This is a genomic window from Saccharothrix sabaoui (assembly GCF_051756985.1).
Classification (GTDB): domain Bacteria; phylum Actinomycetota; class Actinomycetes; order Mycobacteriales; family Pseudonocardiaceae; genus Actinosynnema.
In genome coordinates, this window is record NZ_JBPKJK010000061.1 from 1 (window position 1) to 26,812 (window position 26,812).

Genomic DNA, 26,812 nt, shown 5'->3' on the forward strand with positions numbered 1-26,812 from the left:
CGCGCTTGACCTCCTGGATCGCCTTCGTCACCTGGATGCCGCGCGGGCACGCGTCGGTGCAGTTGAACGTCGTGCGGCAGCGCCAGACGCCGTCCACGTCGTTCAGGATGTCCAGCCGCTCCTCGGCGCCCTCGTCGCGGCTGTCGAAGATGAAGCGGTGCGCGTTGACGATGGCGGCCGGGCCGAAGTAGCTGCCCTCGGTCCAGTACACCGGGCACGAGGTGGTGCAGGCGGCGCACAGGATGCACTTCGTCGTGTCGTCGAAGCGCTCCCGGTCGGCGATGGACTGCACGCGCTCGCGGGTGGGCTCGTTGCCGTAGGTGATGAGGTACGGCTTGACGGCCTTAAATGCCTCGAAGAACGGCTCCATGTCCACCAGGAGGTCCTTGTGGACGGGCAGGCCCTTGATCGGCTCGATGGTGATCTCGGTCCGCTTGCCGCCGCCCGCGAGGAGGTCCTTGAGCAGCACCTTGCAGGCGAGGCGGTTGACGCCGTTGATGCGCATGGCGTCCGAGCCGCAGATGCCGTGGGCGCAGGAGCGGCGGAACGTGAGCGTGCCGTCCAGGTACCACTTCACGTAGTGCAGCAGGTTCAGCACGCGGTCCGAGGGCAGCGCGGGGATCTCGAAGCTGTCCCAGCGCGGCTCGTCGTCGAACTCCGGGTTGAACCGGCGGACCTTCAGCGTGACGGTGATCGCGCCGTCCGGCACCGGGGGCTGGTCGCCGCGGGAACCGGTGGTCGCTTCAGCGGTTGCGGTCATCAGTACTTGCGCTCCATCGGCTGGTACCGGGTGAACGTCACGGGCTTGTAGTCGAGCCGGATGTCGGACGCCAGGCCCTCGCCCTGCTTGTAGTACATGCTGTGGCGCATGAAGTTCGTGTCGTCGCGGTTCGGGTAGTCCTCGCGGGCGTGGCCGCCGCGGGACTCCTTGCGCGCCAGGGCGCCGACGACCAGGACCTCGGCCAGTTCCAGCAGGAAGCCCAGCTCCACGGCTTCGAGCAGGTCGGTGTTGAACCGCTTGCCCTTGTCCTGCACGGTGATCCGCTGGTAGCGCTCCTTCAGCGCCTGCACGTCGTGCAGCGCCTGCTTGAGCGTGTCCTCGGTGCGGTAGACGGACGCGTTGGCGTCCATCGTGGCCTGGAGCTCGGTGCGGATGTCCGCGACGCGCTCCTCGCCGTGCTCGGACAGGACCAGGGCGACCTGCGCCTCGACGTTCGCCGCCGGGTTCTCCGGCAGGTCCACGTGCTCGGTGCCGTTCGCGTACTCGGCGGCGGCGATGCCGGCGCGGCGGCCGAACACGTTGATGTCGAGCAGCGAGTTGGTGCCCAGGCGGTTCGCGCCGTGCACCGAGACGCACGCGCACTCGCCCGCGGCGTACAGGCCGGGGACGACGTTGTCGTTGTCCCGCAGCACCTCGCCGTGGACGTTGGTGGGGATGCCGCCCATCGCGTAGTGCGCCGTCGGGTAGACGGGCACGGGCTCCTTCACCGGGTCGACCGCGAGGTAGGTGCGGGCGAACTCGGTGATGTCGGGGAGCTTCGTCTCCAGCACCTCGGCGCCCAGGTGGGTGCAGTCGAGGAGGACGTAGTCCTTGTTCGGGCCCGCGCCGCGCCCTTCGAGGACCTCCAGGGCCATCGAGCGGGCGACGATGTCGCGCGGCGCGAGGTCCTTGATGGTGGGGGCGTAGCGCTCCATGAACCGCTCGCCGGAGGCGTTGCGCAGGATCGCGCCCTCGCCGCGGGCGCCCTCGGTGAGCAGGATGCCCAGGCCCGCGAGGCCGGTCGGGTGGAACTGGTAGAACTCCATGTCCTCCAGCGGCAGGCCCTTGCGGAACACGATGCCCATGCCGTCGCCGGTCAGGGTGTGCGCGTTCGAGGTGGTCTTGAAGACCTTGCCGAAGCCGCCGGTCGCGAACACGACCGACTTGGCCTGGAAGACGTGGATCTCGCCGGTCGCCAGCTCGTAGGCCACCGCGCCGGTGCAGACGGGGCCGTCCTCCGTCTCGGTGAGGCAGATGTCGAGGACGTAGAACTCGTTGAAGAACTCGATGCCGTGCTTGACGCAGTTCTGGTACAGCGTCTGGAGGATCATGTGGCCGGTGCGGTCGGCCGCGTAGCAGGCCCGGCGCACGGCGGCCTCACCGTGGTTGCGGGTGTGCCCGCCGAACCGCCGCTGGTCGATCTTGCCCTCGGGCGTGCGGTTGAACGGCAGGCCCATCTTCTCCAGGTCGAGGACCGCGTCGATGGCCTCCTTCGCCATGATCTCGGCGGCGTCCTGGTCGACCAGGTAGTCGCCGCCCTTGATCGTGTCGAAGGTGTGCCACTCCCAGTTGTCCTCCTCCACGTTCGCCAGCGCGGCGCACATGCCGCCCTGCGCGGCGCCCGTGTGGGAGCGGGTGGGGTAGAGCTTGGTGAGCACCGCCGTGCGGGCGCGCTGGCCGGCTTCGATCGCCGCGCGCATACCGGCGCCGCCGGCGCCGATGATCACGACGTCGTACTTGTGGAACTGCATGGCTGTCTGCTCCCGCGGCGGGTCAGTCGGTGATGTTCGGGTCGAAGGTGAAGATCACGTACGTCCCGGTGAACAGGATCAGCACCATGGAGACGACGAGCAGCATCTTCAACCAGAACCGGGTCGCGTCCTTGCGGGCGTAGTCGTTGATCACGGTGCGCAGGCCGTTGCCGCCGTGGATCTGCGCCAGCCAGAGCATCGCCAGGTCCCAGACCTGCCAGAAGGGGGACGCCCAGCGGCCCGCGACGAAGCCGAAGTTGATGCGGTGCACGCCGCCGTCGAGGATGTTCATGATGAACAGGTGGCCGAGCACGAGGACCACCAGCGCGACGCCCGAGATGCGCATGAACAGCCAGCTGTGCAGCTCGAAGTTGTTGCGGCGGGCGGCGGGGCGGCGCGGGGAGCGCGGCTTGTCCAGGATCAGGTCGCTCATGGTCAGTGACCCCCGCCGAACATGTCCGTGATCGTGCGGACCATCATGAAGTAGGTACCGGGGATCATCACCAGCACCCAGACGACGAGGATTCCCCAGAGCATCTGGCGCTGGTACTTGGTGCCCTTCGACCAGAAGTCCACGAGCATCACGCGGATGCCGTTGAGCGCGTGGTAGAGCACCGCGCCGACGAGGCCCACCTCGAACAGGTTGACCACCGGGTTCTTGTAGGTCTCGATGACCTTGTCGTACGCGTCCGGCGACACGCGCACCAGCGCGGTGTCCAGGACGTGCGCGAACAGGAAGAAGAACGTCAGCACGCCGGTGATGCGGTGGGCGACCCAGGACCACATGCCCAGGTCGCCGCGGTAGAGCGTTCCGCCCCCTGTGGAGCTGCTGCCCGCCCGCTCGGGTGCGGTGGTGCCGGCCATGAGCTACGGCCTCCAGCGTCAGTGGTGGACTGGTCTCCGGTACGTCGGTACCCGGAATCCTTGACCATCCGATGCTAGTCCCGTGAACATCGGCCGACCCAACGGCCCGACCCGTCTGTGAGCGACGAGACACCCGGCGGGCACTGGATCGATTCGCCTCACCCGCCCGGGGGGCGGGCTGTGCGGTGCCGGTCACACGGGTGTGTCACCGGCACCGTCCACCTGGGACGTCCCCGGGTCAGAGCGGCTGGTAGGTCGCGACGCCGTCGACGATGGCGACCTCCACCCGCACCTCGCCCGGCACCGCCGGCCCGAACGGGGCCAACCGGCGCAGCGGCTGCGGGTCGCCGGGCCGGAAGACGACCACGTTCTCACCCAGTCGGGTGGCCAGGAGGCGGCCGGCGAGGTCGCGGGCGTTGGCCGCCATGGCGTCCTCGTCGCCGCCCTTCAGCGCCCAGTTGTCGCTCTCCACCAGCGCCCGGTAGAGGTGGCCCTTGCGCATGGTGTTGTCCACCGTGAACCGCGCCACCTCCTCGGGGATGGCGGACGCCTGCGCCACCACGTCGTGGCGCAGGGCGGTGGGCTGGAGGCCGCGTGCCCGCGCCACCGCCTCGTACAGCCCGCCCGGCGCGGGCGGGGCGGCCGTCGGCAGCAGGTCCTCGGTGATGAACCGCAGGTGCCGGACGGCCTCGCTGACGTGGTCGGACGCCAGCAGGGCGTGCGCGGCGAGCACCTGGTGCCGCCGCGACACGCCCACGTCGACGCCGGGGAAGCCCCGGGCCGGGGTGGAGATGGCCGGGTTGAGCGCGCTCGACCCGCCCATCTCGCGGCGCGTGGCCGGGTTCGGGTCCCACCGCACCGGACCGCCCCCGGCGGGGGGCAGTCGCAGCGGCTCCGCGTCGGCGTAGGCGCTCGTGCCCAGCGCGGCCCGCCGCCCCGCGAACCTGGTGCCCTTCTTGCCGCTCTTGCCCTCCACGAACCGCTCGGTGACGGTGGTGAAGCCCATGTGCGACTGGGGCAGGGAACCGGTGGTCAGCAGGCCGTGGGCCAGGCGGGACAGGTCGGTGTCGGTCGCGCCGTCCACGAAGTCGACGGTGAACGACTGCCCGCGCAGCGGGTGCCGGTTGTTCTCGCCGTCGACCTTCAGCGCCTCGCGCGCCCGCGCCGGGTCGCCCGCGGCGAGGGTGGTGTGCAGGCTGGTCAGCTCGACCTCGTTGACGCCGTTCAGGCGCCGGCCGAGCATCCCGAACTCGGCCTGGCCCTCGCCGAACCGCACGTGCGGGTGGGCGAGCGCCGCCAGGCCGTCGAAGAACAGGTTCGGCTCCGGCGTGTACGGCAGCAGCGGGTGGACCGCCGCCTGGTTGCGCCGGGTGTGCATGTCCGCCGCGACCTGGTGCTCGAACTCGGCGACGAACTCCTCCCCGTTCACCCGTTCGTGAAGTTCCTGCTTGTGCTCGGGCGACGTGGCGGCGTCCTCGTCGACCCGCCGGTGCAGGTCGGCGCGCAGCCGGGCCACGTCGCCGACCCGGTAGCCGCCGCCGACGACCAGCGGGCGCAGCGGCGCGCTCACGCCGTCCTGGTCGACGACCTCGAAACCGTCCGCGACGTGCTGGAACACGTGACGGCCGTCCGGCACGCGGCGGTCGGCCACGTCGAAGTCCATCACGGCCACGTACGGGTGCGCCCCGTTGTGCGCCATCGCGGTCACCGCGAACTGGTGGGCGCTGCTGTCCAGGACCTGGTTGCGGGTCGTGCCGAACTTGAACGACCCGCCGTGCGGCGGCAGCGCGACCAGGGCGATCGGCTCCTGGCGGCCGTCGACCACGGGTGCGCCGCGCCGGAGGGCGTCGTCGATCGAGCCCTGGTCGGCGGCGTTGACGCCGATGACGAAGGCGACCCTGCCGAGCACGTCCGCCGGGGCGCCCGCCAGGACGCTCGTCAGGACGTCCTGGAGGCTCTGCGCGTCCAGGTCGGCCGCGCGCACGATCATGTTCACGACGAACGCGGGCGGCTCGTCGTTCCTGATGCTCTCGTCGGTGAGCGACAGGTAGTTGCCGCGGTCGACCGGCGTCAGGGTCCGGTCCCGGCCGAGGGACGCGAACGCCGCGTTGTGCACGCCGCCGTCGTTGGCGAGCGCGACCGGCGGCGCGGGCTCGGCCACCTCGGCGTCGTCGACGTCCATGGCCGCGTCCTGGAGCGAGAGGGCCGCGAGCAGCCGGGCCGGCGGCGCCGGCAGCGCCGGGCCCTCGTCCGCCGCCGGTCGCTTGCGCTTCGGCGCGTTCGGGGGCCGCGTGCCCGGGTCCCGCACGGCGGGCGCGTCGGCCACCGGCGGGGCGAACGACTCCAGGGCGTGCATCCGGTTCTCGACCAGCCACAGGTTGCGCGGCTTGAGGCCCGCGTCGGCGGCGTCGATGCCCGCGGTCATCGGCGCGTTGTCGCCCACGACCCGGCCGCGGCCGTCCTGGTGCTGGAAGACCGGCTTGACCGCGTCCGTCTCCAGGTACTCGTCGTGCAGGCCGAGGAAGTGGCCGACCTCGTGCGCGAGGCGGCGCGGGTCGGTGTCCACGGGCCAGCTGAGCTGGTTGGCGCGGCCGTCCGGCGCGGTGACCGCGACCGCGGCGTGGGCGTCGGCCGGGGTGTCGGTGAACTCGACGGTGACGTGGAACTGGTCGCCGGTGGGCAGCCGGTGGCCCCGGTTGTAGAGCTGCCCGACGCCCTGGCGCACCCGGTCGCGGAGCGCGGCGACCTGGTCCGGCGTGGCCGCGCCCGGCTCCACGTGCAGCTTCACCGTGAGGTCGGTGACCGGGGTGCCGCCGACGTCGAACGTGCGGACGTCGTAGGCGATCGGGCCGCGCCAGGCGTGCAGGTCCACGTTCGTGGGCGTGGTCGTGGAGCTGGAGAGCACGCCGCCGTCCTCGCCGCGGACGCGGCTGGTGATCGGCGTGTCGGCGCGGGCGGTCTCGATGTCGGTGTTCGCCGCGGGTGCGGGGTGGGCGAACCAGTCGGCGGTGGGGGCGGTGCTGTGCCGCCAGGACGGGTCGTCGAGGACGGGGTGCGGTCCGGCGGGTTCGGGCGAGGTGATCACCGTGTCGGTGACCTTCTCGCCGACCGGTGCGGGCGGCGGGGTCCAGCCGTCGGGGCGCTTGAGCTCCCAGTCGACGTGCACGTCCGTGGTCGGCGACGCGGTGTCGCGGATGGTCGCCTCGACACCGCGCGACGCCAGGGTGTCCGCGACCGCCCGGGCGTCCGGGCCGGTGACCTCGACGGTCGGCCGCCGGTAGCCCTTCTGGTCGCGGATCGCGTTCTGCTCGACCAGGTCCGCCACCAGCACGTCGAGGTCGGCCAGGGCCTCCGGGGTCAGGTCCGCGTAGGACCGCTCCGGCCGGGGGCCGCGCTCGGGACGGGTGGCCGGGCCGGTCGGCGGCACGGGCGCGGCGAGCGGCTGCGGCGCGGTGCCCGCCGGGGGTGGTGCGCTCGGCGGCGTGATCGTGACGACCGGCACCGAGCCCGGCGCCGGGGTGTTGCCGTTGAACCGGTCCACCTGCGCCTCGACCACCCGCTTCGCCTGCCACCACGCCAGCTCGGCCTGGTGGGCGGCGGCACGGCTGCGCGCCACGCGGCGCTCCGCGTCGAACACCCGCTGGTCGAGGCCGTTGCGCTGCTCGATGGCCGCGACCTGCTCCTGGCTCGCGGTGAGCAGGTCGGTGCGCGCTTGGCCGATGGCCCGCGCCGCCGCGTCCAGCTCGGCCTCGACCGCGTCGGCCGCCGCCTGCTCGTCCAGCACGCGCTGCCGCGCGGCGGGGAGCCCGTCCCGCGCCACCGGGTCGACCTCGGCGAGCGCGGTCAGCGTGTCGAGGTCGCGCTGCGCCTGCTCGACCCGCGCGGTGGCGGCGGTGAAGGCGTTGGTGCGGTCCTTGACGTCGGCCTCGGCCCTGGTCAGGTCGGTGGTGGCCGCGTCGATGCGGGTCCGGAGGGCCGGCAGGTCGCGGTCGGACTTCGCCACGTCGCCGGCCACGCCGTTGATCAGGTCCTGCGCCCGGTAGCGGTCCTGGTTCGCGGCGACCTCGGCGGCCCGCCACGCGTCCGCCGCGGCCTTCACGGCGGTCTGCGCCCGGGCCAGCGGCGCGTCGACCGGCTTGCCGAGGAGGCCCTGGAGGTCCGCCTCGGGGACGCGCACGTCCGCCGAGCCGGGCAGCACCAGGTCGACCACGGAGGTGGTGCCGTCGTAGGTGGCGACGACCCGGTACTCCACGTCGTACTCGACGAGCCCGGTGCGGCCGACCGGCTTGAGGTTGTCGACCTCGTTGCCGGTGGGTCCGCCGGACCTGGTCGTGCCGTCCTCGCTCCTGTGCTGGAGCTCCAGGCCGGACGCGCCGAAGTTCGGCGTGTTCACCGGGTCGGGCTGCCCCTGCTCGTCCACGGCCTTCTTGGTGAACCCGCCGGTCGCGACGGCCACGGACACGTCCGCGGTGTCGGACACCTTCGAGTCCGTCGTCGTGGCGTGGACGGTGGTCCGCGGGCTCTCCAGGTTCACCGAGTCGCTGAGCGCGTCCAGCCTCGGCTTCACCAGGCGGGCGTGGACCCTGACCTCCGCCCGCTTGCCGGAGGTCAGCGACGACTCGGCGAGCCCCGGCACGTCGAGCGGCCCGTCGAGCATCCCGGGCAGGCTCGCCTGGAGGTTCTCCGAGCTGAGCGCGGACAGCAGCGCGGCGCGGGAGCCCGTGCCGTGGCCGGTGATGCCCGCGCCCGCGCCGGCCCCGGTCAGCGCCGCCAGGGCGGCGTTGCGCAGGGCGTCCGCGCCGCGCAGGCCCTCGACGGACGCCGTCGGCGGCAGGTCCGCCACGGTGCCGGTGGTGGTGGCGCCGGTCCGGAAGTCGGTCAGCGCCTGGTCCGTCGCCTCGGCCGCGGTGCGGGTGACCTGCCGGTCGGGGGCGGTGACCGGGTCCGGGCGCGGCGTGGCGCGGACGCTGTCGGCGTGCATCCGGACGCCCAGCTCGACGGCGGTGGGCGACTGCTGCCGCGCGACCTGCTGCCCGTTGCGTTCGACGACCAGCTCGAACTTGACCGGCACCGAGTACTTCACGGCCGGGCCGCCGCCCGCGCGCAGGTGGCCGAACTGGGTGGTCGTGCTCTCCGTGACGGTCGAGGCGTGGGCGCGGCCCACGGACGCGCCGAGCTGGCCGCCGATGTTGCCGGACAGCGGGTTGCCCGCGGCGGGCGTGGGCAGGGCGAGGGCCGGGACCTTCGCGCCGACCGACCAGCCGTGGCCCTTGCCGCGGCTCCCGCTGTCCTTCACCGAGCCGCTGACGGTGTGCTCGATGTCCACGCCGTCGTTGACCGCGCCCCGGAACGCGGGGGCGCTGTCGACGACCGCCTTGAGCGTGACCTGGTACGAGTCCTTGCCGAACAGCGCGCCCGGCTTGTGCACCAGCAGCGGCACGCCGCCGTCCAGGGCGCTGTCCACGAGCGCCTGCACGCTGGTCGGCGAGGTGAGGTCGACCATGCGCTGGAGGTTGTGCATCGAGTCGTCCAGCACCGAGTCCGGCACGAGCTTGCCGCCGCGCCAGTCGCCGGTGCGGCGGTTTGCCTGGGTGATCAGGTCCGAGACCAGCGCGCCCACGTCGGGCGCCCGGTCCACCGCGCTCAGGCCGAGCGCGCTGGGCGCGCCGGGCGTGACCCGCTTGGGTGCCTGCATGGCGTCGGTGACCGCCGGCGCGGGCGGGTCCACGTCCGGCAGCAGCTTCATGTCCCGCGCGACCTGCTCGCTGACCCGCACGAACACGCCGCCCGGCAGGTCGACCACGGTCTCGCGGGTGCGCAGCCGCCCGTTGACGACCGCGTTGGCGTTGCGGCTCTCGGCGACGACGGTGAAGCTCGCGTCCAGCTGCACCAGCACGGTGCGGGTGGCGTTCGCGGTCACCACGTTGCGGTCGACCGACGCGGCCAGCTCCGTCGCGGTGCCCTTGGTGCGCGACCACGGCGTCCACTTGGCCAGCGCCTGGAAACCGCTCGCGCCCTTCGGGTCCTTCGCGTTGGGCCGCCCGCCGAACCCGGCCTGGGCGGTGAGGTCGACGGACTTGGTGCTCGACGTGCCGCCGCCCGCCTTCGCGCCGCCCTGCGCGGAGTTCTCCGTGCCGGTGGCGTCGGAGACGCTGACCAGCTTCGCCCCGCCCAGCCGCACCTTCACGCCCAGGCCGCCGGTGCGGTCGGCGACGCGGCGGTCGTAGCGCAGGTCGGCGTCCTGGACGCCGGTCTCGGTCATCCGGCGCAGGTTCGCCTTCAGGCTCTCCGGGCTGAACATCGCGTCGACCTGCGCCCGCGAGATCGTGCCGAGGGTGGTCAGCGAGCGGTCGCCGTCGGCGGCGTCGTCCAGCAGGGCCACGGCCTCGTCGCGCAGCCTGCCCGAGTTCACCACGGCCTCGACGTGCAGCCAGTCGTGCTCGTTCGGCGCCCGGTCGCCGGGGTCGACGAGGTCCTTGACGGTCTTCGTCGAGCCCGGGACGGGGGTGGCCGACGGCGTGCCGGGCGCGAACTGCGCCGGGTCGCCGGTCATCGTGGAGCCCTCGGTGAACCACAGGTTGACCTTGCCGCCGATCGGCGGGAGGTCGGCGGGCCCGGTGCCGGTCCTCGCGACGGTCGTGGGCTGCGGCGCCTGCGCGCCGGGCGAGCCGAACCAGGACCGCTGCACCCACGCCCGCGGCCTGCTGTGGGTCTGCACCTCGATGTCGAACTCGACGTCGTTCTCGAACACGTGCGAGAACTCGTTGCCGACGTTGAGGGAGGTGCCGGCGACCGTCGGGCCCGAGGTCGTCTTCAGCGCGTCGCCGCGGGTGAACCTGGCGCCCGCGCCGGCCTGCGGGGTGAGGCTCGCGGTGCCCGGCTTGACGTTCGCGCCGCCCTTGCCCTCGACGCCCGCGCTCCACGTCCTGGTGGTCGTGGTGGTGGCGTCGAGCTTCGGCGCGGCCGACGACGAGCCGCGCACGAAGTGCAGCCCGGCCTCGCCCTTGTAGTCGGGGTTGGCGACCCTGGCCTTCACCAGCACGGTCACGTAGTGGTTGTGCGCCCTGCCGCGCTGCTTGAGCACCACCGGCACGCCCGGCCCGAGCAGGCTGTCCATCTGCGCGCGCAGCGCGGTCGGGGACAGCTTCGAGGTCAGGACCTGCTGGTTGGCCAGCTGCTCCAGGTGCTCGGCGAAGTTCTTGCCGGACCGGTTCGGCCGGGCGTCCGGGTCGTTGCCCGGCAGGAACGACGCCAGCTGCGGGCGGTCGCGCAGGACCTGCTCGACCTGCGCCTGCACCTCCTGGGCGCGCTCGAACGCGCCCACCTTCACGTTGCCCGCGGCCAGGCCCGCCTCCAGGTACGGCGGCTGGTGGCGGGTCAGCGGACCGGGCGGCACGACCAGGCCGGGCTGGGCGCCGTTCGCCAGGGGCGCCACCGGCAGCCGCTGCGCGGTCGGGTCGGCGGCGGTCAGCCGGGCGTTGAGCGCGGCCACCTCGTCCAGGCCGAGCCGCAGGTGGGTGGTGACGCGCGTGGTCACCGGCCGCCCGGTCGGGCCGACCACGGTGACGTCCGCGCCCACCTCGTAGAGGCCGGTGTTGCCCTTGATCATCACGCCGGTGCGGTTCGTGGTCGACGCGCCCGCCGAGACCGACTCGGTCTTCTTCACCGAGTAGCCGCCCGAGACGCCGGCCGAGCCGACGCCCACCGAGGGCGCGCCGATCCCGCCGCCGACGGCGGCGGAGAGGTCGAACCCGCTGCTGGTGCCCGCGCTGACGCCCGTGCTCGTCACGGCCGAGTCGTGCAGGCGGAGCTGCGACGCGCCGGGCGTGCCGACCAGCCGCACGTCGGTCAGCGACGCGGTCATCCGCACCGAGCCCGCGTAGCTGTCGCTCTTGCTGGTCAGCACCGGCGAGGTGACCCAGCCGCCGATCATCGCGCCGAGGTTGTCCCGGATCGACGTGGGGCTGAGGAACTCGCGCAGGGTGTCCCGGCCGGGCGCGCCCGGCTTGGTGAGCGAGTTGTGCAGGGTCGCCCTGACGTCGTTGAACAGGGCCTGGGTGTCCACGTCCGTGACGGCCTCGGGCACCGGGAACTCCAGCCCGGCGCCCCACCCGGCGGGCGGGGTGACCACCGGTGACGCGTGCGCGGTGTCCAGGTCGGTGGTGAGGTCGTTCGGCACCTGGAGGGTGACCGCCACCGGGTCGGCCGGCGTCGACCGGACCGTGTCGGAGCCGACCACGCGGCCCGCGTCGTCGTAGAGGTTGACGGTGAACTCCACGTCCACGTCGACGTCCGCCGAACCGCCGCCGGAGCGGATGATCCGGTTGTCGACCGTGGAGCTGGAGTTCGTCGCGGTGACGGCCGGGGTGGACAGCGGCGCCTTGAGGCCCAGCTGGCCGTACGCGCCGAGGCCCTGGGACGCGGTGATCGACCCGCCCACGTCGTCGGCCGTGGTCAGGGTGGTCGTCGTGGAGCTGGTCGCACCGGTGTTGACCTGCATGTCGACCTTGGGCGACGCGGTCGGCGCGGGTGCCGTGGCGGGCGGCCTGAGGACCGCGGTGACGTGCGCGTCGAAGAACCGGTTGCCGACCCGCACCTGCACCCGGCGGCCGTGGCCGAGGAACGACTCCAGGTTGGCGGTGATCTCCTCGCCGATCTTCGCCGTGCCCTGCGGCGTGGCGCCCGGGACCTGCGGGAGCAGGGCCTCCACGGCGGTGACGACCCGGTCCGCGCCGCGCGGGTCGCGGGCGGTGACGCTGCCGAGCGCCTGGTTCCGCTGGAGGAACGCGGGGGCGTTGCCGGGTAGCAGGGCCGGGGGCGTGACCGACTGGGCGATCATCTGCATCGGCATGGGCGCCGGGGCGCGGTGGAACCTCGGTGCGTTCGGCGGCTGCACGTCGCCGTCCACGTCCGCGTCCGCGGTCGTGTCGGTGGCCGGGCCGGTCGTCGGGGCGGTGGCCGGAGTGGCCGGCGGGGCCGTCGACCGGTCGAGCTGCGCGTCGAGCAGGGCCTGCACGCGCGCGGGGTCGTTGCCCCACGTGCGCAGGTCCGAGGCGGCGCGGTCGAGCCGGACCCGGGCCACGGCCTCCTCGCGCCACACCTGGTCGAGCGCGGCGCGGGCGCGGTCGGCGTTCGGCCCGCCCGCGGCGGCGTCCAGGACGTCCCGCGCGTGGGCGGCGCCCTCCAGCTCCCGCTTCGCGCGGGTGTAGGCGTCCCAGGCGGCGGCCCTGGTCGGCGGGAACTCCGGTCGCTGCGCCGCCAGGTCCGGCAGCGGGCGGCCGTGGGCCTCGTGGTCGAGCACCGCGGGGGTCGGGCTGTCCGGGCCGATCGGCGGCGGGGGCGTCGTCGCCCCGCCCCGGTCCCGGACGGGCGGCGGGTCGGCGAACACCAGGCTCGGCGGCTCGCCGGGGCTGAAGCGGATGAGCGGTTCGGCCCGCTGGTGCCGGTCGACGATGTCGTTGAAGATCTTGTGCTGGAAGTCGCCCTCCGGCTCCCAGTACATGTGCGCGCCGTGCTGCACGCCCATGTCGCGCTTGGTGAGCCGCCAGACGTCCAGCTCGTAGTCGTAGCCGGCCAGCGCGGCGCCGCCGTCGGCCTGCCGGATGTGGTAGACGTCGTGGTCGCCGGTGATGTCCTTCGGACCGTCCGGGGTGGACTTCCGCACCACGCCGGTCGCCGGGTCCACCGAGTACGCGCCGTCCTGCGCGAACTTCGCGAACTCCGGCGCCAGCTCCGCGAACTCCCGCTGCCGGTTGGCGTACCGCTGCTCGACCTGCGCCCGCTTGCCCTCGTCGAGGGTCGCCAGGACCGCCGGGTCGGGCGCGCCGGGCGGGAAGTAGCCGACCAGGCCGATGTGCTCCGGCGACGCGCCCAGGTACGTGTCCAGCTCGTTGATCGTCTTGGCCTTGATGTCCTTCGGCTTCGGGACCGCGCCCTGCTCCAGCCACCGCACCGAGTCGGGGTTCGTCGGCCGCACGTCGTAGGTGAGGTTGAACCGGTCGGCGAGGTCCTGGAAGCGCCGCTGGTTGACCTCGGGCATCCCGTACTCGCCGCTGAGCACCTCGGGCGTCAACGGGGTCGCGCCGTCGGGGCGCGGCGACTCCCACGCGTCGCGCAGGGCCGGCGGCCGGGGGGCGGCCTCCACGTCCGACTGGACCGCGTCGAAGACCTCCTTGGCGAAGGTGTCCGACACGCGCGGCGGCTCGTGGTCGATCCGGGGCGCGCTGTCCGGCACGGCGCCCGGGTCCGTCCACACGGAGGCCGCCGGGGCGGGCTCCAGGGCGTGCATCCGGTTCTCGACCAGCCACAGGTTGCGCGGCTTGAGGCTCGCGTCGGCCTCGTCGATGCCGTCGGTCATGGGGGCGTTGTCGGCGACGACGCGCCCCTTGCCGTCCTGGTGCTGGAAGATCGGCCGCACCTTGCCGGTCTCGAAGTACTCGTCGTGCAGGCCGAGGAAGTGGCCGACCTCGTGCGCGAGGCGGCGCGGGTCGGTGTCCACGGGCCAGCTGAGCTGGTTGGCGCGGCCGTCCGGCGCGGCGACCTTCACCGTGGCGTGGGCGTCGGCCGGGGTGTCGGTGAACTCGACGGTGACGTGGAACTGCTCGCCGCTCGGCAGCCGGTGGCCCTGGTTGAACAGGTGCGCGACGCCCTCGCGGGTGCGGCTCCGCACGTCGGTGAGCTGCGCGGGGTCGGCGTTGCCGGCGGGGTCGAGGTGCACCCTGACGGTGAAGTCGCGGACCGGCGTGCCGTTGACGTCCAGCACGCGGGTGTCGTAGGCGATCGGGCCGCGCCACGCCTTCATCTTCACGCCGTCGGGGCCGACGGTGGTGGTGTTCATGACGCCGCCGTCCTCGCCGCGGACGCGGCTGGTGATCGGGGCGTCGGCGCGGGCGGTCTCGATGTCGGTGTTCGCCGCGGGTGCGGGGTTGGCGAACCAGTCGGCGGTGGGGGCGGTGCTGTGCCGCCAGGACGGGTCGTCGAGGACCGGGTGCGGTCCGGCGGGTTCGGGCGAGGTGATCACCGTGTCGGTGACCTTCTCGCCGACCGGCGCGGGCGGCGGGGTCCAGCCGTCGGGGCGCTTGAGCTCCCAGTCGACGTGCACGTCCGTGGTCGGCGACGCGGTGTCGCGGATGGTCGCGTCGATGCCGTGCGCGGACAGGGCGTCGGCCACCAGCCGGGCGTCCGGGCCGCTGACCTCGACGGTGGGCCGCTGGTAGCCGTTGCGGTCGCGGGTCGCGTTCTGCTCGACCAGGTCCTTCGCCAGGCCGTCGAGCACCGCCCGGTCGGCCGGGGGCAGGTCCGCCGCGCCGGGCGGCAGGTCGAACGACCGCTCGGGACGGGGACCGCGCACCTCACGCGCGGCCGGGGGCGTCGGGGACACCTCGGGCACGCCCGGTCGGGTCACGGGTGCCGTGCGGTCGAGCGGCGGGGCGGGCGGGGGCGAGACCTGCGGCGTCCCGGACGGCGGCGCGGTGTCGGTGCTCGCGCTGGTCCCGGGCGCCGGGGTGTTCGCGCTGGTCCCGGGTGCCGTGGTGCTCGCGTCGTGCGCGGGTGCGGTGGTGTCCGTGCCGGCCTCGGGGGCCGTGGTGCCCGCGTCGGTGCCGGGTGCGGTGGTGCCGGTGCCGGGCGGCGGCGAGACCTGCGGCGTCCCGGACGGCGGCGCGGTGTCGGTGCTCGCGCTGGTCCCGGGCGCCGGGGTGTTCGCGCTGGTCCCGGGTGCCGTGGTGCTCGCGTCGTGCGCAGGTGCGGTGGTGTCCGCGCCGACCTCGGGGGCGGTGGTGCCCGCGTCGGTGCCGGGTGCGGTGGTGCCGGTGCCGGGCGGCGGCGGGGTGCCGCTGTCCGGGGGAGCCGGGACGGGAGCCGGGGTCGCGTTGTAGGTGTCGACCCGCAGGTCGACGGCGCGCTTGGCGTCCCACCACGCCTGCTGCCGCACGTCCGCCGCCCGCCGGCGGTCGTTCAGCAGCACCTCGGCGGCGGTGATCCTGGCCTCGTGCGCGTTCCGCTCGGCGAGCAGGGCGTCGTAGCGGGCCTGCTTCGCGTCGCGGTCCGCCCTGGTCTCGCGGACGGTCCGCTGCTGGTCGCGCAGGTCGGTCTTGGCCTGGTCGAGGCCGCCGCGCGCGGTCTCCAGGTCGGCCCGGGCGGTGGCGAGGTCGCGCTCGGCGACCTCCAGGGCCTCGTTGGCCCGCTCCGAGGCGTCCTTCGCGTCCCGCCGGACGTCCAGGTCGGCGGTGTGCCGCACCTTCGCGTCGTCCAGCTCGCGGCCGAGGCGGCCGACGTCGGCCAGCGCGCCGTCACGGGTGGTCGTCGCGGTCTCCACCGCGCCGACCAGGCCCGGCTCCACCGCCGGGTCGACGGCCGGCGCGCCCTCGGCGGGCGGCGGCGCGGCGCGGTGGTCGGCGAGGGCCTTCCCGGCGGCGGCGAGCGCCTTCTCCGCGGTCTCCAGCTTCGTGCGCGCCTCACCGAGGCGGTGCTCCAGGTCGGCGACGGTGTCGGCGGACGACTCCACGTCCGCGGTGGCGTCGCGCAGCGCCTCGTCGGCGTTCTGCGCGGCGATGTCCAGCTCGCCGACCTGCGTGTTCAGGTCCTTGACCTGCTGCTGGAGGTCCGTCACGGTCCCGCGCGCGTCGTCCACGGCCTTCGCCAGGCCGTCGACCTTGCCCGACTCGGCGATGTCGCCGGTGATCACGCCGTTGAGGTCGTTGGACAGGGCGTTCACCTCGGCGTCGGTCTTCGCCAGCTCGGCGGCGGCGTCGTTGACGGTGTCCTGCGCGGCGTGCCGGGCCTGGTCGACCTCGACCTCCGCGTCCCGCCAGTTCTTCGCCGCGTCCTTGACGTCGTCCTGCGCCTTGGCCAGCTCCGGGTCGAAGTCCTTGCCCAGCACGGCCTGCGCCTCGGGCGCGGGCATCCGCACCGCGGCCGAGCCCGGCACGGCCAGGTCGACCACGCCGGTCTTCCCGCCGATCGTGGCGACGACCCGGTACTCGACGTCGAACTCGACCAGGCCGGTGCGGCCCTGCGCCTTGAGGTTGTTGGTCTTGTTGTCGGTCGCGCCGCCGGACACCGCGATCGAGTCCTCGGCCGCCTGCCGGACCTCGACGCCGCCCGCGCTGAAGTTGATCGTGTCCTTCGGGTCCGCGCCCTGCTTGACCGCCGCGCCGCCGGTGCCCAGCCCCAGCGACACGTCGGCGTTCTCGCTGACCTTGGCCTCGCCGCTGGTCGTGCTGACCGTCGAGGTCGGGTTCTCCAGCTTCACGCCGTCGCTGAGCGCGCCCAGCCGCGGGTTGACCAGCTTCGCGTACACCTTGACGTCGGCGTCCTGGCCGAAGGTGAGCGCGGCCTCGTGCAGGCCGGGCACGTCCAGCGGCCCGTCCAGCATCCCGGGCAGGCTCGGCTGGAGGTTCTCCGAGCTGAGCGTCGACAGCAGGGTGTTCAGCGGTCCGCTGCCCTTGCCGGTGATGCCGGGCTTCGCGCCCGCGTCGGTCAGCGCCTTCACCGCCGCGTCCCGCAGGTCCTTCGCGCCGCGCAGGTTCTCCACCGACGCGGTCGGCGGCAGCGACGTGGGCGACCCCGCCCGCTGCCACGACCGCGCCTGCGCCGGCGTGCCGAACTCGGGGCCGCGCTTGATGGCCGCCGCCATGTACGGCTGCTTCGGCCCGGCGGTGTCGGCGACGCGCTGGTTGTCCGCGTGCAGCCGGACGCCCATCTCCTGCGCGCCGCTGGTCGCCCGCGCGACCTCCTTGTCGCCGCGCTCCACGACCAGCTCGAACTCGACCGGCACGGTGTACTTCGCGGCCGGGCCGCCGCCCGCCCGCAGGTGGCCGAACTGCCGCGTCGTGGCGTCGGTGACGGTGTTCGACGTGGCGTGCCCGTAGTTGACCGAGGCGATGACGCCCGCGGTGCCGGACACGTTCGGGTTCGCGCTGCCCGGCGCGCCCAGGCCCGGCGCCTTGAAGCCGACGCCCCAGCCCTTGCCGCGGCCCCGGCCGTCGGTGACCTTCTCGGCCCCGGCGATCGTGTGCTCCACGTCCACGCCGTCGTTGACCACCCGGTCGAACTTCGGCTCGCCCGCCTTCGCGCGCAGCGTGACCTGGAACGTGTCCTTGCCGAACGTCCCCGGCTGGTGCACCAGCAGCGGCACGCCGCCGTCCAGCGCGCTGTCGATCATCGCCTTCACCGAGGTCGGCGAGGAGAAGTCGACCAGGCGCTGGAGGTTGTTCATCGAGTCCTTGAGGACCGAGTCGGGCACCAGCGGGTCGCCGAACCGCTTCGACGTCTTCGCGTTCACCTGCGCCACGAGGTCGTCCACCGCGGCCGACAGGTCCGGTACCCGGTCCACCGCGGACAGGCCGAGCGAGCCCGGCTCGCCCTCGGCGACCGTCTTCGGCGGCGCCAGCTCGCCGAACTCCGGCGACGTCACCGTCGCGCCGACGTTCGGCAGCACGCCCAGCTCGCGCGCCACGTCCTCGCTGACCCGCACGAACACCGACTTGGGCAGCGACACGGTGGCGCCCTCGGCGCGCGGCGTGCCGCCGTGGACGAGGTTGCCCGCGCGGCTCTCGCCGACGATCGTCACGTCCGCGTCGAGCTGGATCAGCACGGTCCGCGCGTCGCCGGGGGTCACCACGTTGCGGTCCACGCTGCCGCTGACCTCGCGGGCGTGCGACGTCGAGTCCGACCACGGCGTGACCTTGCCGACCGCGGCCACGCCGCCGACACCCGTCGCGGGGGTCGGCTCGCCCGCGGGCGGCGGCGCGAGGTTCGGCCTGACCTGCACGTTCACCCCGGCGGTCAGGTCGACCGACCGGCTCGTGGACGACGAGTCGCCCGCCTTGTAGCCGCCGGTGGCGGCGTTCTCCGTGGCCGTGGTGTCGGAGATCGACACGAGCTTCGGGTTGCCCAGCGACATCGACACGCCGATCGACCCGGTGCGGTCGGTGACCCGCCGGTCGTACTTGAGGCCCTGCTCCTGCATCCCCGTCTCGACGAGCTTGCGCAGGTTCGCCTTGATGTTCTCCGGGCTGAACATCCGGTCGATCTGGTTGCGCGACTCGGTGCCCGGCACGGTGAGCGCCGAGTCGCCGTTCGCCGCGCGGTTGAGCGCGTCGATCGCCTCGTCCCGCAGCGCGGTCGTGTTCGCGACCGCCTCGACGTGCAGGAACTCCGGCGACTCCCGCTTGGGCCCGGTGAGCAGGTCCTTCACCGTGGGCGCGTCGGTGAGCTTCGTGACCTGCGGGTCGCCGGGCTTGAAGCCCTTCGGGTCCACGGTGAGCGCCGAGCCGTCCGACACCCACACGTTCACCTTGCCGCTGATCGCGGGCAGGATCGTCGGGTTGTCGCGGGCGTTCGGGTCGAGCGACGCGCCCACCGTGCGGGCCACGAGGCGCGGCTGCGGGGCGTGCTGACCGGGCAGGCCGGGCGTGACCCGCTGCACCCACGAGCGCGGGCGGGTGAACGTGGTGATCTCGACCTCGAACTCGACGTCCCCCCGGAACACCTGGGCGTTCGGGCTGCCGACGTTCAGCGACGTCGAGTTGACCGACGGGCCGCCGGTGTTCTTCGTCGTCCACGAGTGGTTGTACTTCGCGCCCACCTGCGGCGCGGGCGTGACCGCGGCGACCCCGGTCTTCTTCGGGATCACGACCTTGCCCTCGACGCCGCCGCTCCAGCCCTTGGTGGTGGCGGTGGAGCTGTCGAGCTTCGGGCCGCTGGACGACGCGCCGCGCACGTTGCGGCTGTCGGCCTGGCCGAGGTGCTCCGGGTCGCTGACCTTCGCCTTGACCGTGATGTTGACGTAGGTGTTCGTGGTGGCGTCGGAGCTCTTCAGCTGGACCTGGACACCCGGTCCCATCAGGCTGTCCATGCTGGACTTGAGCGCGGTCGGCGACAGCTGGTTCAGCTTGCGCTGGTTCGCCAGCTGCTGCGCGACGTCCGAGAAGTGCTGCCCCTTGCCGCTGCGCGGGTTCGCCGTCGGGTCGTTCCAGCTCGGCAGGAAGTCCTTGAACCCGGGCACGCCCTTGATGGCGGCCTCGACCTGCGCCTGCACGCGGCTCGCCGGCTCGAAGTCGCCGACCCGGGCGTTGCCCGCGGCGAACGCGCCGTCCAGGTAGGGCGGCGCGTAGCGCTTCGTCGCGGTCGGCTCGGTGGTGCCCGCGCGCGTGCTCTCCGGCACCGGCAGGTTCAGCGCCGCCGCCTCCGGCAGGCCCAGCCGCACGTAGGTGGTGACGGGCACGGTGACGTTCGCGCCGCTGGGCGTGCGCACCTCGACGTCCGCCGTCACCTCGTAGAGGCCGGTGTCGCCCTTGAGCTGGATGCCGGTCTTGTTCACGGTGTTCGTGCCCGCGTTGGAGCTCTCCGCGGTGCGCGCCGAGTACGTCAGCGTCGCGCCGACCTGCCCGCCGAGCACGCCGGCCTGGCCGATGTTGCCGCCGAACCCACCGGTGGCGTCGAACCCGGCCTTGGTCGTCGCCGTGACGCCGGTGCCGGACGACGTGGAGTCGTGCAGGCGCAGCTGCGCCGAGTCGTGCACGCCGATCAGCCGGGCGTCCTTCAGGGTCGCGTGCGCCTGGACCGCCGCGCCCTTGCTCGCGTGCGGGCTGACCAGGTCCGGCGAGGTGACCCAGCCGGTGAGCATCGCGCCCATGTTGTCGCGGATCGTGGTCGGGCTGAGGAACGCCTGGAGCGCCGTGCGGCCCGGCGAGCCGATCTTGGTGATGGACGGGTGCAGCTTCGCCGCGACGTCCGCGAACGCCTTGGTCGTGTCGACGTTCGTGACGGCCTCGGGGACCGGGTGCTCGATGCGCGCGCCCCAGTCCGCGCCCGGCGCGTTCGGGTTGGTCGCGAGGGTCGGGGCGGAGTTCACGATGGTGGACAGGTCGTCCGGGATCTGGAGGGTCACGTCGACCGGGCTGCCCGGCTCCGAGTCGACCGTGATCGGCGGCCGGGCGTCGCCCCGCGCGTCGGTCAGCGTGACCTGGTAGCTGACCGGCACCTTCGCCGTCGTCGAGCCCTCGCCGGACCGGATCACCCGCTGGTCGGTGGTGGACGTCGAGCTGGAGGTGCTCGTCGCCGGGGCCGCCAGCTGCGCCTTGCCGCCCGCCGAGCCGTACGGGCCCGTCGCGACGCCCGCGGTGACCGCGCCGCCGACGTCCCTCGCCGTGGTCAGGTTGGTCGTGGTGGAGGTCGCCGCGCCGCTCTGCGCGGCCATGTCGACCTTGGTGGTCGTGGTCGGCGTCGTCACCGCCGCGTCCGGGTCGGCCGGCGGCATCATCGTGGCCTGGACGTTGGCCTCGAACCAGTTGCCGCCGATCTTGACCTGGAAGTTCCGGCCGTTGCCGAGGAACGACTCGAAGTCCGCGGTCAGGGCGGTCTCGATGGCGGCCTTGTCGTCGGCGCGCAGGCCGCTGACGACCTCGGTCACCTTCGCCGCGCCCCGCACCTCGACCGGGGCGATCGTGCCCAGCGCCTGGTTGCCCTGGAAGAAGTCCGGGAGGGCCTTGGTGGTGAGGACCGGTCCCGGGCTGGGCGGGGTGATCGTGGCCATCGGGATGACCGGGTTCGGCGTGGGCCGGAAGCGCGGGCGCGGCGCGTTCGGCGGCTGCACGTCGGCGTCGGTGTCGGTGTCGGTGTTCGTGCTGGTGCTGACGTCGGCGTCGACGGCCCGGGAGGTGGTGTCCGGGGTCGGCGCGGGTCGGGTGCCGGGCACGTCGGGGGTGGGTGCCGAGCGGGTGTTCTGGGCGTCCGGGGTGGGTGCGGGTCGGGTGCCCGGCACTTCCGGCGTAGGTGCGGGTCGGGTGCCGGGCACGTCCGGCGTCGGCGCGGGCCGGCTGCCCACGACGTTCGGCGCGGCGTCCGGGGCGGTGCGCGCCGTGTAGGTGCTCCGGCCGTCCGGCCCCGGGACCGCGTCGACCCGGATCGGGGGCACCTCGGGCAGGTTCTTGCCGAACGGCGCGTAGGTCGTCGGCGGACCGCTCGGGTGGTGCACCACGATCGGCGTCTTGAGCTGCGTCGCAAGCGCTTGCGCGGCGATGTGGTCGGCGTTGGCCGCGCTCTTGGCGTCGGCCTCCGCGCGCGCCGGGTCCGGCACGTCCGGCAGCGGGTCCGTGTCCACCGGCCCGCTGCCCGGGGCGGTGTCGCTGCCCGCCATCACGTCGCGCGACACCGCGCCGGGGACCGGCCGCATGGTGGACGGGTCGAACACCGGGTTCGGGCCCGGCTGCACGACCGAGTTGACCAGGTCGCCGTTGGTGGTCGGGTTGTTCGTGATGAAGTCCGCGAGCTGCTCGCGGATCTCGATCTCCGCCTCGGCCGCCTTCTTGGCCGGGCCCTTGAGCTTGCCCGTCTCGGCGCTGAGCGACGACACGTACTGGGTCAGGCCGCTGCGCAGCGTCGCCGGGTCGACGCCGTTCACGTCGCTCACCGCCTGGTACAGGCCGGTCGGGGCGGGCGGGCGCGTCGAGGGCAGGTTCACGATGTTGTTCATCGCCCCGAACCTGCGCTGCATCGACGCTTCCGGCCCGGACGTCGCGGTGTTGATCGCCGCCGCGGCCTTGGCCGTCCGGTTGGACTGGTCGATGCCCGCGGTGATCCCGGGGTGGTTCGGCACCGGCTTGGACATCGCCTGGTCGATGTCGTGCCCGCGGCCGACGCCCAGATCCTTGACGACCTTGGTGCTCTCCTTGAACTGGGGCGCGGTCGTCGGCCGGGGCGGGGGCGCGGTCGGGTCCCCCTTGGGCGGGAGCGTCGGCGCCGGGTTCGGGTTCAGCGCCGGGTCGGGGGCGGCCGAGAGGGTGGTGGGGTCGCGGTTGATGTCGGCGAGCTTCGGGAACTTGTCCCGGAAACCGCCGAGGCTCGTGCCGCCCTTGTCGTCCTTCGTGTCGAAGAAGCGGTCCGCGACGCCGCCCAGCGAGGCGTGCGTCTGGGGGAGCGTGCCGGTCTTGGCGTAGCCGAGCGCGATGCGCGTCAGGTCCGTCTCGACCGCCGCGCCCTTGAAGTCCGAGATGAACGCCTCGGTCCGGATCGGGTGCCCGTAGGTCTGGGCGTCGATCGACAGCTTCGAGATCTGGTCGGCCTTCGGGTCGGGCTTGAGGTCGGCCACGTCGACGTCGGTGTCCATGTCGACGTCCGCGTCGGCGTTCGCCTCGATGTCGGCGATCTTCTGGTCGTAGACGGTGCCGATCTCGTTGGCGAAGAAGTTGTTCAGCGACCTGCCGAGCATCGAGAACTCCGCGCCGCCGTCGCCGAACCGCACGTTCGGGTCGACCATCGGCGCGACGCCGTCGAAGAACAGGTTCGGCTCGGGGGTGTACGGCAGCATCGGGCTGGTCTTGGCCTGCTCGACGCGGGCGTCCATGTCCTGCGTGATCTCGCGGGCGAAGTCGCTCTTGAACTTCTCCGCGTTCGCGAGCTTCGGCCCGGCCTTCTCCAGCTTGGCGATCTCGCCCGGCGCCTTGCTGTCGTTGCTGTCCCGGAGCTTGGCGATCGTCTCGACGCGCTTGGCCTCGGCGTCGCGGACCAGGGCGTCGAGGTCGGGCGGGGTGCGGTAGCCGCCGCTGAACATCAGCGGGCGCGACGGCGGGAGGCCGTCCGGGTTCTTCATGCTGTCGACGACGTGGTTGAAGATGTGCTGCCCGGACGGCACGCTGCGCGAGCCCTCGTCGAAGTCCTGCACCGCGATGTACGGGTGGTTGCCGTTGTTCGCCATGGCCGAGACGGCGAACTGGTTCGGCGTGCTGGTCAGCGTCTCGTTGCGCATCGTGCCGTACGGCAGGTTGTTGCTCGACGGCATGTTCCAGGTGAAACCGGTCAGCGCCACCGGGACGTCCAGGCCCGCCAGCGCCGGTTCCAGCTCGGCCAGCTTCGCCTCGACGTCGGCCTGCGCGGCGATCGGGTCCAGGTCGCCGCGGGCGTTCACGCCGATCACGAACGCGACCTTGCCGTCGAAGCCCGTGGCACCGTCCGTGATCTGGCCGATCACGTTCCGCAGGGAATCGGCGTCGATGCCGCTCGCGGGCACGATCGCGTTGACGACGAAGGCGACCGGCTGGTCGTTCTCGACGTTCGCCTCCAGGTCGGCCAGGTAGCCGCCCGGCGTGGGCGCGTGGACCGGCCTGCCGTTCGCGAGGTCCTTGAAGGCGTCGTTGAACTTGGTCGTCGCGTCCCTCTGGAGGTCGACGACCGGACCGGTCGGCGCGGGCGCGCCGGTGTCGGTGCTCGCGTCCGCGTCGGTGTCGCCGGCGGTGTTCGCGTCGGTCATCTCGACGTCGGCCGGCGGGTCGAGCGGGGTGTTGACGTCCGGGTCGAACTCGCCGTCGAAGCGGGTGCGCTTCGAGCCGCCGGGGACCTCGGTGTCGACGTCCATCTCGCCGTCGAGGTCGCCGCCGTCGTCCCGCTTGCGCTTGCCGTCGCTCGGCGCGGGCCGGCTGCCGGGTTCGGCGGGGGGCTGCGCGTTCGGGTTCGGCGCGTTCGGGCTGTCGGCGTTCGGCGGGCTCGGGTTGCTCGGCGCGACGGTGCCCGGCGCGGTGGTGCCAGGGATCGGGGCCGGGGGTGGGATCGCGGGGCCCGGGTCGTTGAGCAGCGTGTCCGGGACCGCGACCTGGCTGAGGGCGGCGCGCTCGACCAGCCACAGGTGGCGGGGGCGCAGGCCGGGGTCGTCGCCGAGGATGCCGCGGCCCATCATGCCGCCGTCGTCGGCGTGCACGCCGGAGTTCGTGTCGTGCTGCTGAAAGACCCGGGTGGAGTCCTTGTACTCGTCCGGCACGCCCAGGTAGTGCAGGGTCTCGTGGGCCAGGACGTTCGGGCTGGAGTTCGGGTTCCAGTGCTTCTGGTCGGTGCCGGTGTTGCCGACCTCGATGGTGGCGTGGGCGTCGTTCGGGTCGTTCGTGAACTCCAGGTTCAGGTGGAACTGGTCACCGCTGGGGAGGCGGAAGCCCTGGTTGAGCAGGGTGTCCACGCCGGCCTGGGCGTTCGCCTTGACGTCCGCGATCGTCTGCGCGTCGACGTCGACGTCCACGCCGGGGCCGAGGGGGACCTTGCCGGGCTTGAGGTGGACCTTGACCGTGTAGTCCTGCACGAACCTGCCGGGCGCGACCTCGATGCGGCGCAGGTCGTAGTTGATCAGGCCCTGGTAGGCCTTGATCTTCGACGGCGTGCTGTCGGTGGTGACGTCGGCGACCTCCGTGTTCACCGTCCTGACGTGCGCGCCGTCCCGGCGGGGTGCCCACACGTCCGGTGACACGGGGTCGGAGGGCGCGAACCAGTCGGCGGTCCTGGCCGGGTCGTGCCGCCAGGACTCGTCGGCGAGGACGTCCTTGCCGCGGGGGCCGGTGGGCGCGTCCAACTTGGGCGGAGCCCCGCCGCCGCGCACCTTCTTCTGCTTAGTGCCCGAGGGCGTGGTGCTCGCGGGCGGGGTCATGACCACGGCCACGGCGGGCGTCTGCACCTGGGTGTCCGGCGACGGCCGGGTCCTGACCTCGGGCGCGGGAGCCGGGTCGGCCGCCGGCGTCCGGGGGGCGGGGGCCGGCGGCGTCCCGGGGGTGGGCGGTGCGGTGGCGGTGGGCGGTGCGGTGGCGGTGGGCGCGCCGGAGTTCGGCGGCGTGCCGGGGGTGGCGGCCGGGTCGGCCACCGGCGCCTTGGCAGCCGTCGGGGCCGCCGGGGTGGCGGGCGGTGCCGTGTTCGGGTTGTTCGTGACGGGCGTGGCCGCCGGCGGCGCGGTGTTCGGCGCGGTGTTCGGTGGGGTGGGCGCGTTCGCCACCGGGGAACCGGCCGGCGGTGCGGTGACGGGCGGTGCGGTGACGGACGGCGTGCTCGGGGCCGGGGGTGCCGTGGTCGGCGGGGTGCTCGCCACGGCCGGGGACGCCGGAGCGACCGGCGGTGCGGCAGCGGGCGGTGCTGCGGGCGGCGGGGTGTTCGCCGCGGACGGGGGCGGCGGAGCGACCGGCGGTGCGGCGGCCGGCGGAGCGACTGGCGGTGCGGTGACGGACGGCGTGTTCACCGGCGGCGCGGTCGGGGGCGTGCTGACCTGCGGCGTCGTTGCCTGCGGCGGGGTGACCGGCGGCGTGCTCACCACCGGCGGGACCGCCGGTGGCGTGGTGGGGCGCGGCGCGGCGGGCGGGGGCGTGCTGGCCGGCGGTGTGTTCGCGGCGGGTGGCGTGGTGGCCGCGGGCGGGTTCGCCGGCGGCGGGGTGACCGGTGGGGCGGCCGGGGGTGCGGTGACCGGGGGCGTGGAAACCGGTGGGGTGGTGGCCGCGGGCGCGTTCACCGGGGCGGTGGTCGGCGGAGGGCTCGGCGGTGCCGAGACCGGGGGCGTCGACACCGGGGGCGATGAGACCGGCGGCGATGAGACCGGGGGCGTGGAAACCGGCGTCGTGGTGATCGGCGGTGCCGAGACCAGCGGCGTCTTCGTCGACGGGGTCGTGGTGGGGGGAGCGGCCGGCGGCGGGGTGGGGCTCGTGGCCGGCGGGGTGCTGACCTGCGGCGCGCTCGCCGGCGGCGCGGAAATCGGGGGTGCCGAGACCGGGGGCGTCTTCACCGCCGGTTGCGCGGGAGCCGGTTGGTTCGCGGCGGCGGGCGGCGGGGTGTTCGCAGGCGGGGTGTTCGCAGCCGGCGTGTTCGCAGCCGGCGTGTTCGTGGTCGGCGGCGTGACTGGCGGTGCCGTGACTGGCGGCGTGGTGATCGGCGGTGCCGTGATCGGCGGGGTGATGGTGGGCTTCGGCGTGGCCGCCGGGGGTGCCTGGGGCGACTGCGGGGCCGACTTGACCGTGCCGTCGCCCGCCGGGGGCTTGGGCGCGTCGAAGACACCGCTCGGGCCGCTCGGCTTCGCGGTGCCGCTCGCGGTGGGAGCGGTGGCTGGCGGGGTGGTCACGCCCGGGGCCGCGGGGGGCGGGGTGACCGCCGGAGGGGTGACCGACGGCGAGGTGACCGACGGCGAGGCGGCGCTCGGCGGCGGTGGGGTGGCGGTGGGCGTGGTGGCGGTCGGCTTCGGGGTCGGGGTCGGCGACGGGGTGGTCGCGGCCGGGGTCGCCGGGGGAGGGGTGACCGCCGGGGAGGCCGTGCTCGGTGGTGGGGTGGTGAGCGGTGGGGTGGTGATGGGGGTGCCGGCCGTCGGCTTGGGGGCCGGTGGCGGGGTGGAGGACGAGGTGGGCGGGGCCTTGCTGATCGTGCCGTCCGCGACCGGGGGCTTGGGCGCGTCGAACGTGCCCTTGCCCGGCCCGCCGGTGAACTTGCTCGACCGGTCCGTGCCCGTGGAACCCGCTGCCGGTGCCCCCGCGACCGGTGCGCCCGCCATCGGGGGTACGCCCGCGCCGGGGGTGGCGATCGACGGCGTCCCGGCGGTCGGCTTCGGCGTCGCCGGCGGGGCCGTGGCCGTGGTCGACGGCGGGGTGCCGGTCGGGGTGGCACCGGTGGTCGGGGTGCTGATGCCGGGGGTGCCCGCACCAGGACT

Annotated in this window: 5 protein-coding genes; all 5 read right to left on the minus strand. The window is 73.9% G+C overall.

The features are described 5' to 3' along the window. On the minus strand, positions 1-760 hold a 760-nt coding region (locus ACR807_RS20225; protein ID WP_438922915.1), incomplete at its 3' end, for a succinate dehydrogenase iron-sulfur subunit. Continuing rightward, complete coding sequence (gene sdhA / locus ACR807_RS20230) at positions 760-2,511, minus strand: succinate dehydrogenase flavoprotein subunit (protein WP_438922916.1); 1,752 nt, start codon at positions 2,509-2,511, stop codon at positions 760-762. The genes ACR807_RS20225 and sdhA, both read right to left, overlap by 1 nt. A 22-nt stretch (positions 2,512-2,533) precedes the next feature. Further along, positions 2,534-2,944, minus strand: a complete 411-nt coding sequence (locus ACR807_RS20235; RefSeq protein ID WP_438922917.1) for a succinate dehydrogenase hydrophobic membrane anchor subunit — start codon at positions 2,942-2,944, stop codon at positions 2,534-2,536. A gap of 2 nt (positions 2,945-2,946) precedes the next feature. Continuing rightward, positions 2,947-3,375: a succinate dehydrogenase, cytochrome b556 subunit gene (gene sdhC, locus ACR807_RS20240; protein ID WP_438922918.1), complete on the minus strand. Its 429-nt coding sequence runs from the start codon at positions 3,373-3,375 to the stop codon at positions 2,947-2,949. A 238-nt stretch (positions 3,376-3,613) separates the two neighbouring features. Beyond that, positions 3,614-24,994: a hypothetical protein gene (locus ACR807_RS20245; protein ID WP_438922919.1), complete on the minus strand. Its 21,381-nt coding sequence runs from the start codon at positions 24,992-24,994 to the stop codon at positions 3,614-3,616. Between the last annotated feature and the right edge of the window lie 1,818 nt (positions 24,995-26,812).

Coding starts and splice junctions, on each gene's coding strand:
- sdhA (WP_438922916.1), bottom strand. CDS start 2,511: ATGCAGTTCCACAAGTACGACGTCGTGATCATCGGCGCCGGCGGCGCC.
- ACR807_RS20235 (WP_438922917.1), bottom strand. CDS start 2,944: ATGAGCGACCTGATCCTGGACAAGCCGCGCTCCCCGCGCCGCCCCGCC.
- sdhC (WP_438922918.1), bottom strand. CDS start 3,375: ATGGCCGGCACCACCGCACCCGAGCGGGCGGGCAGCAGCTCCACAGGG.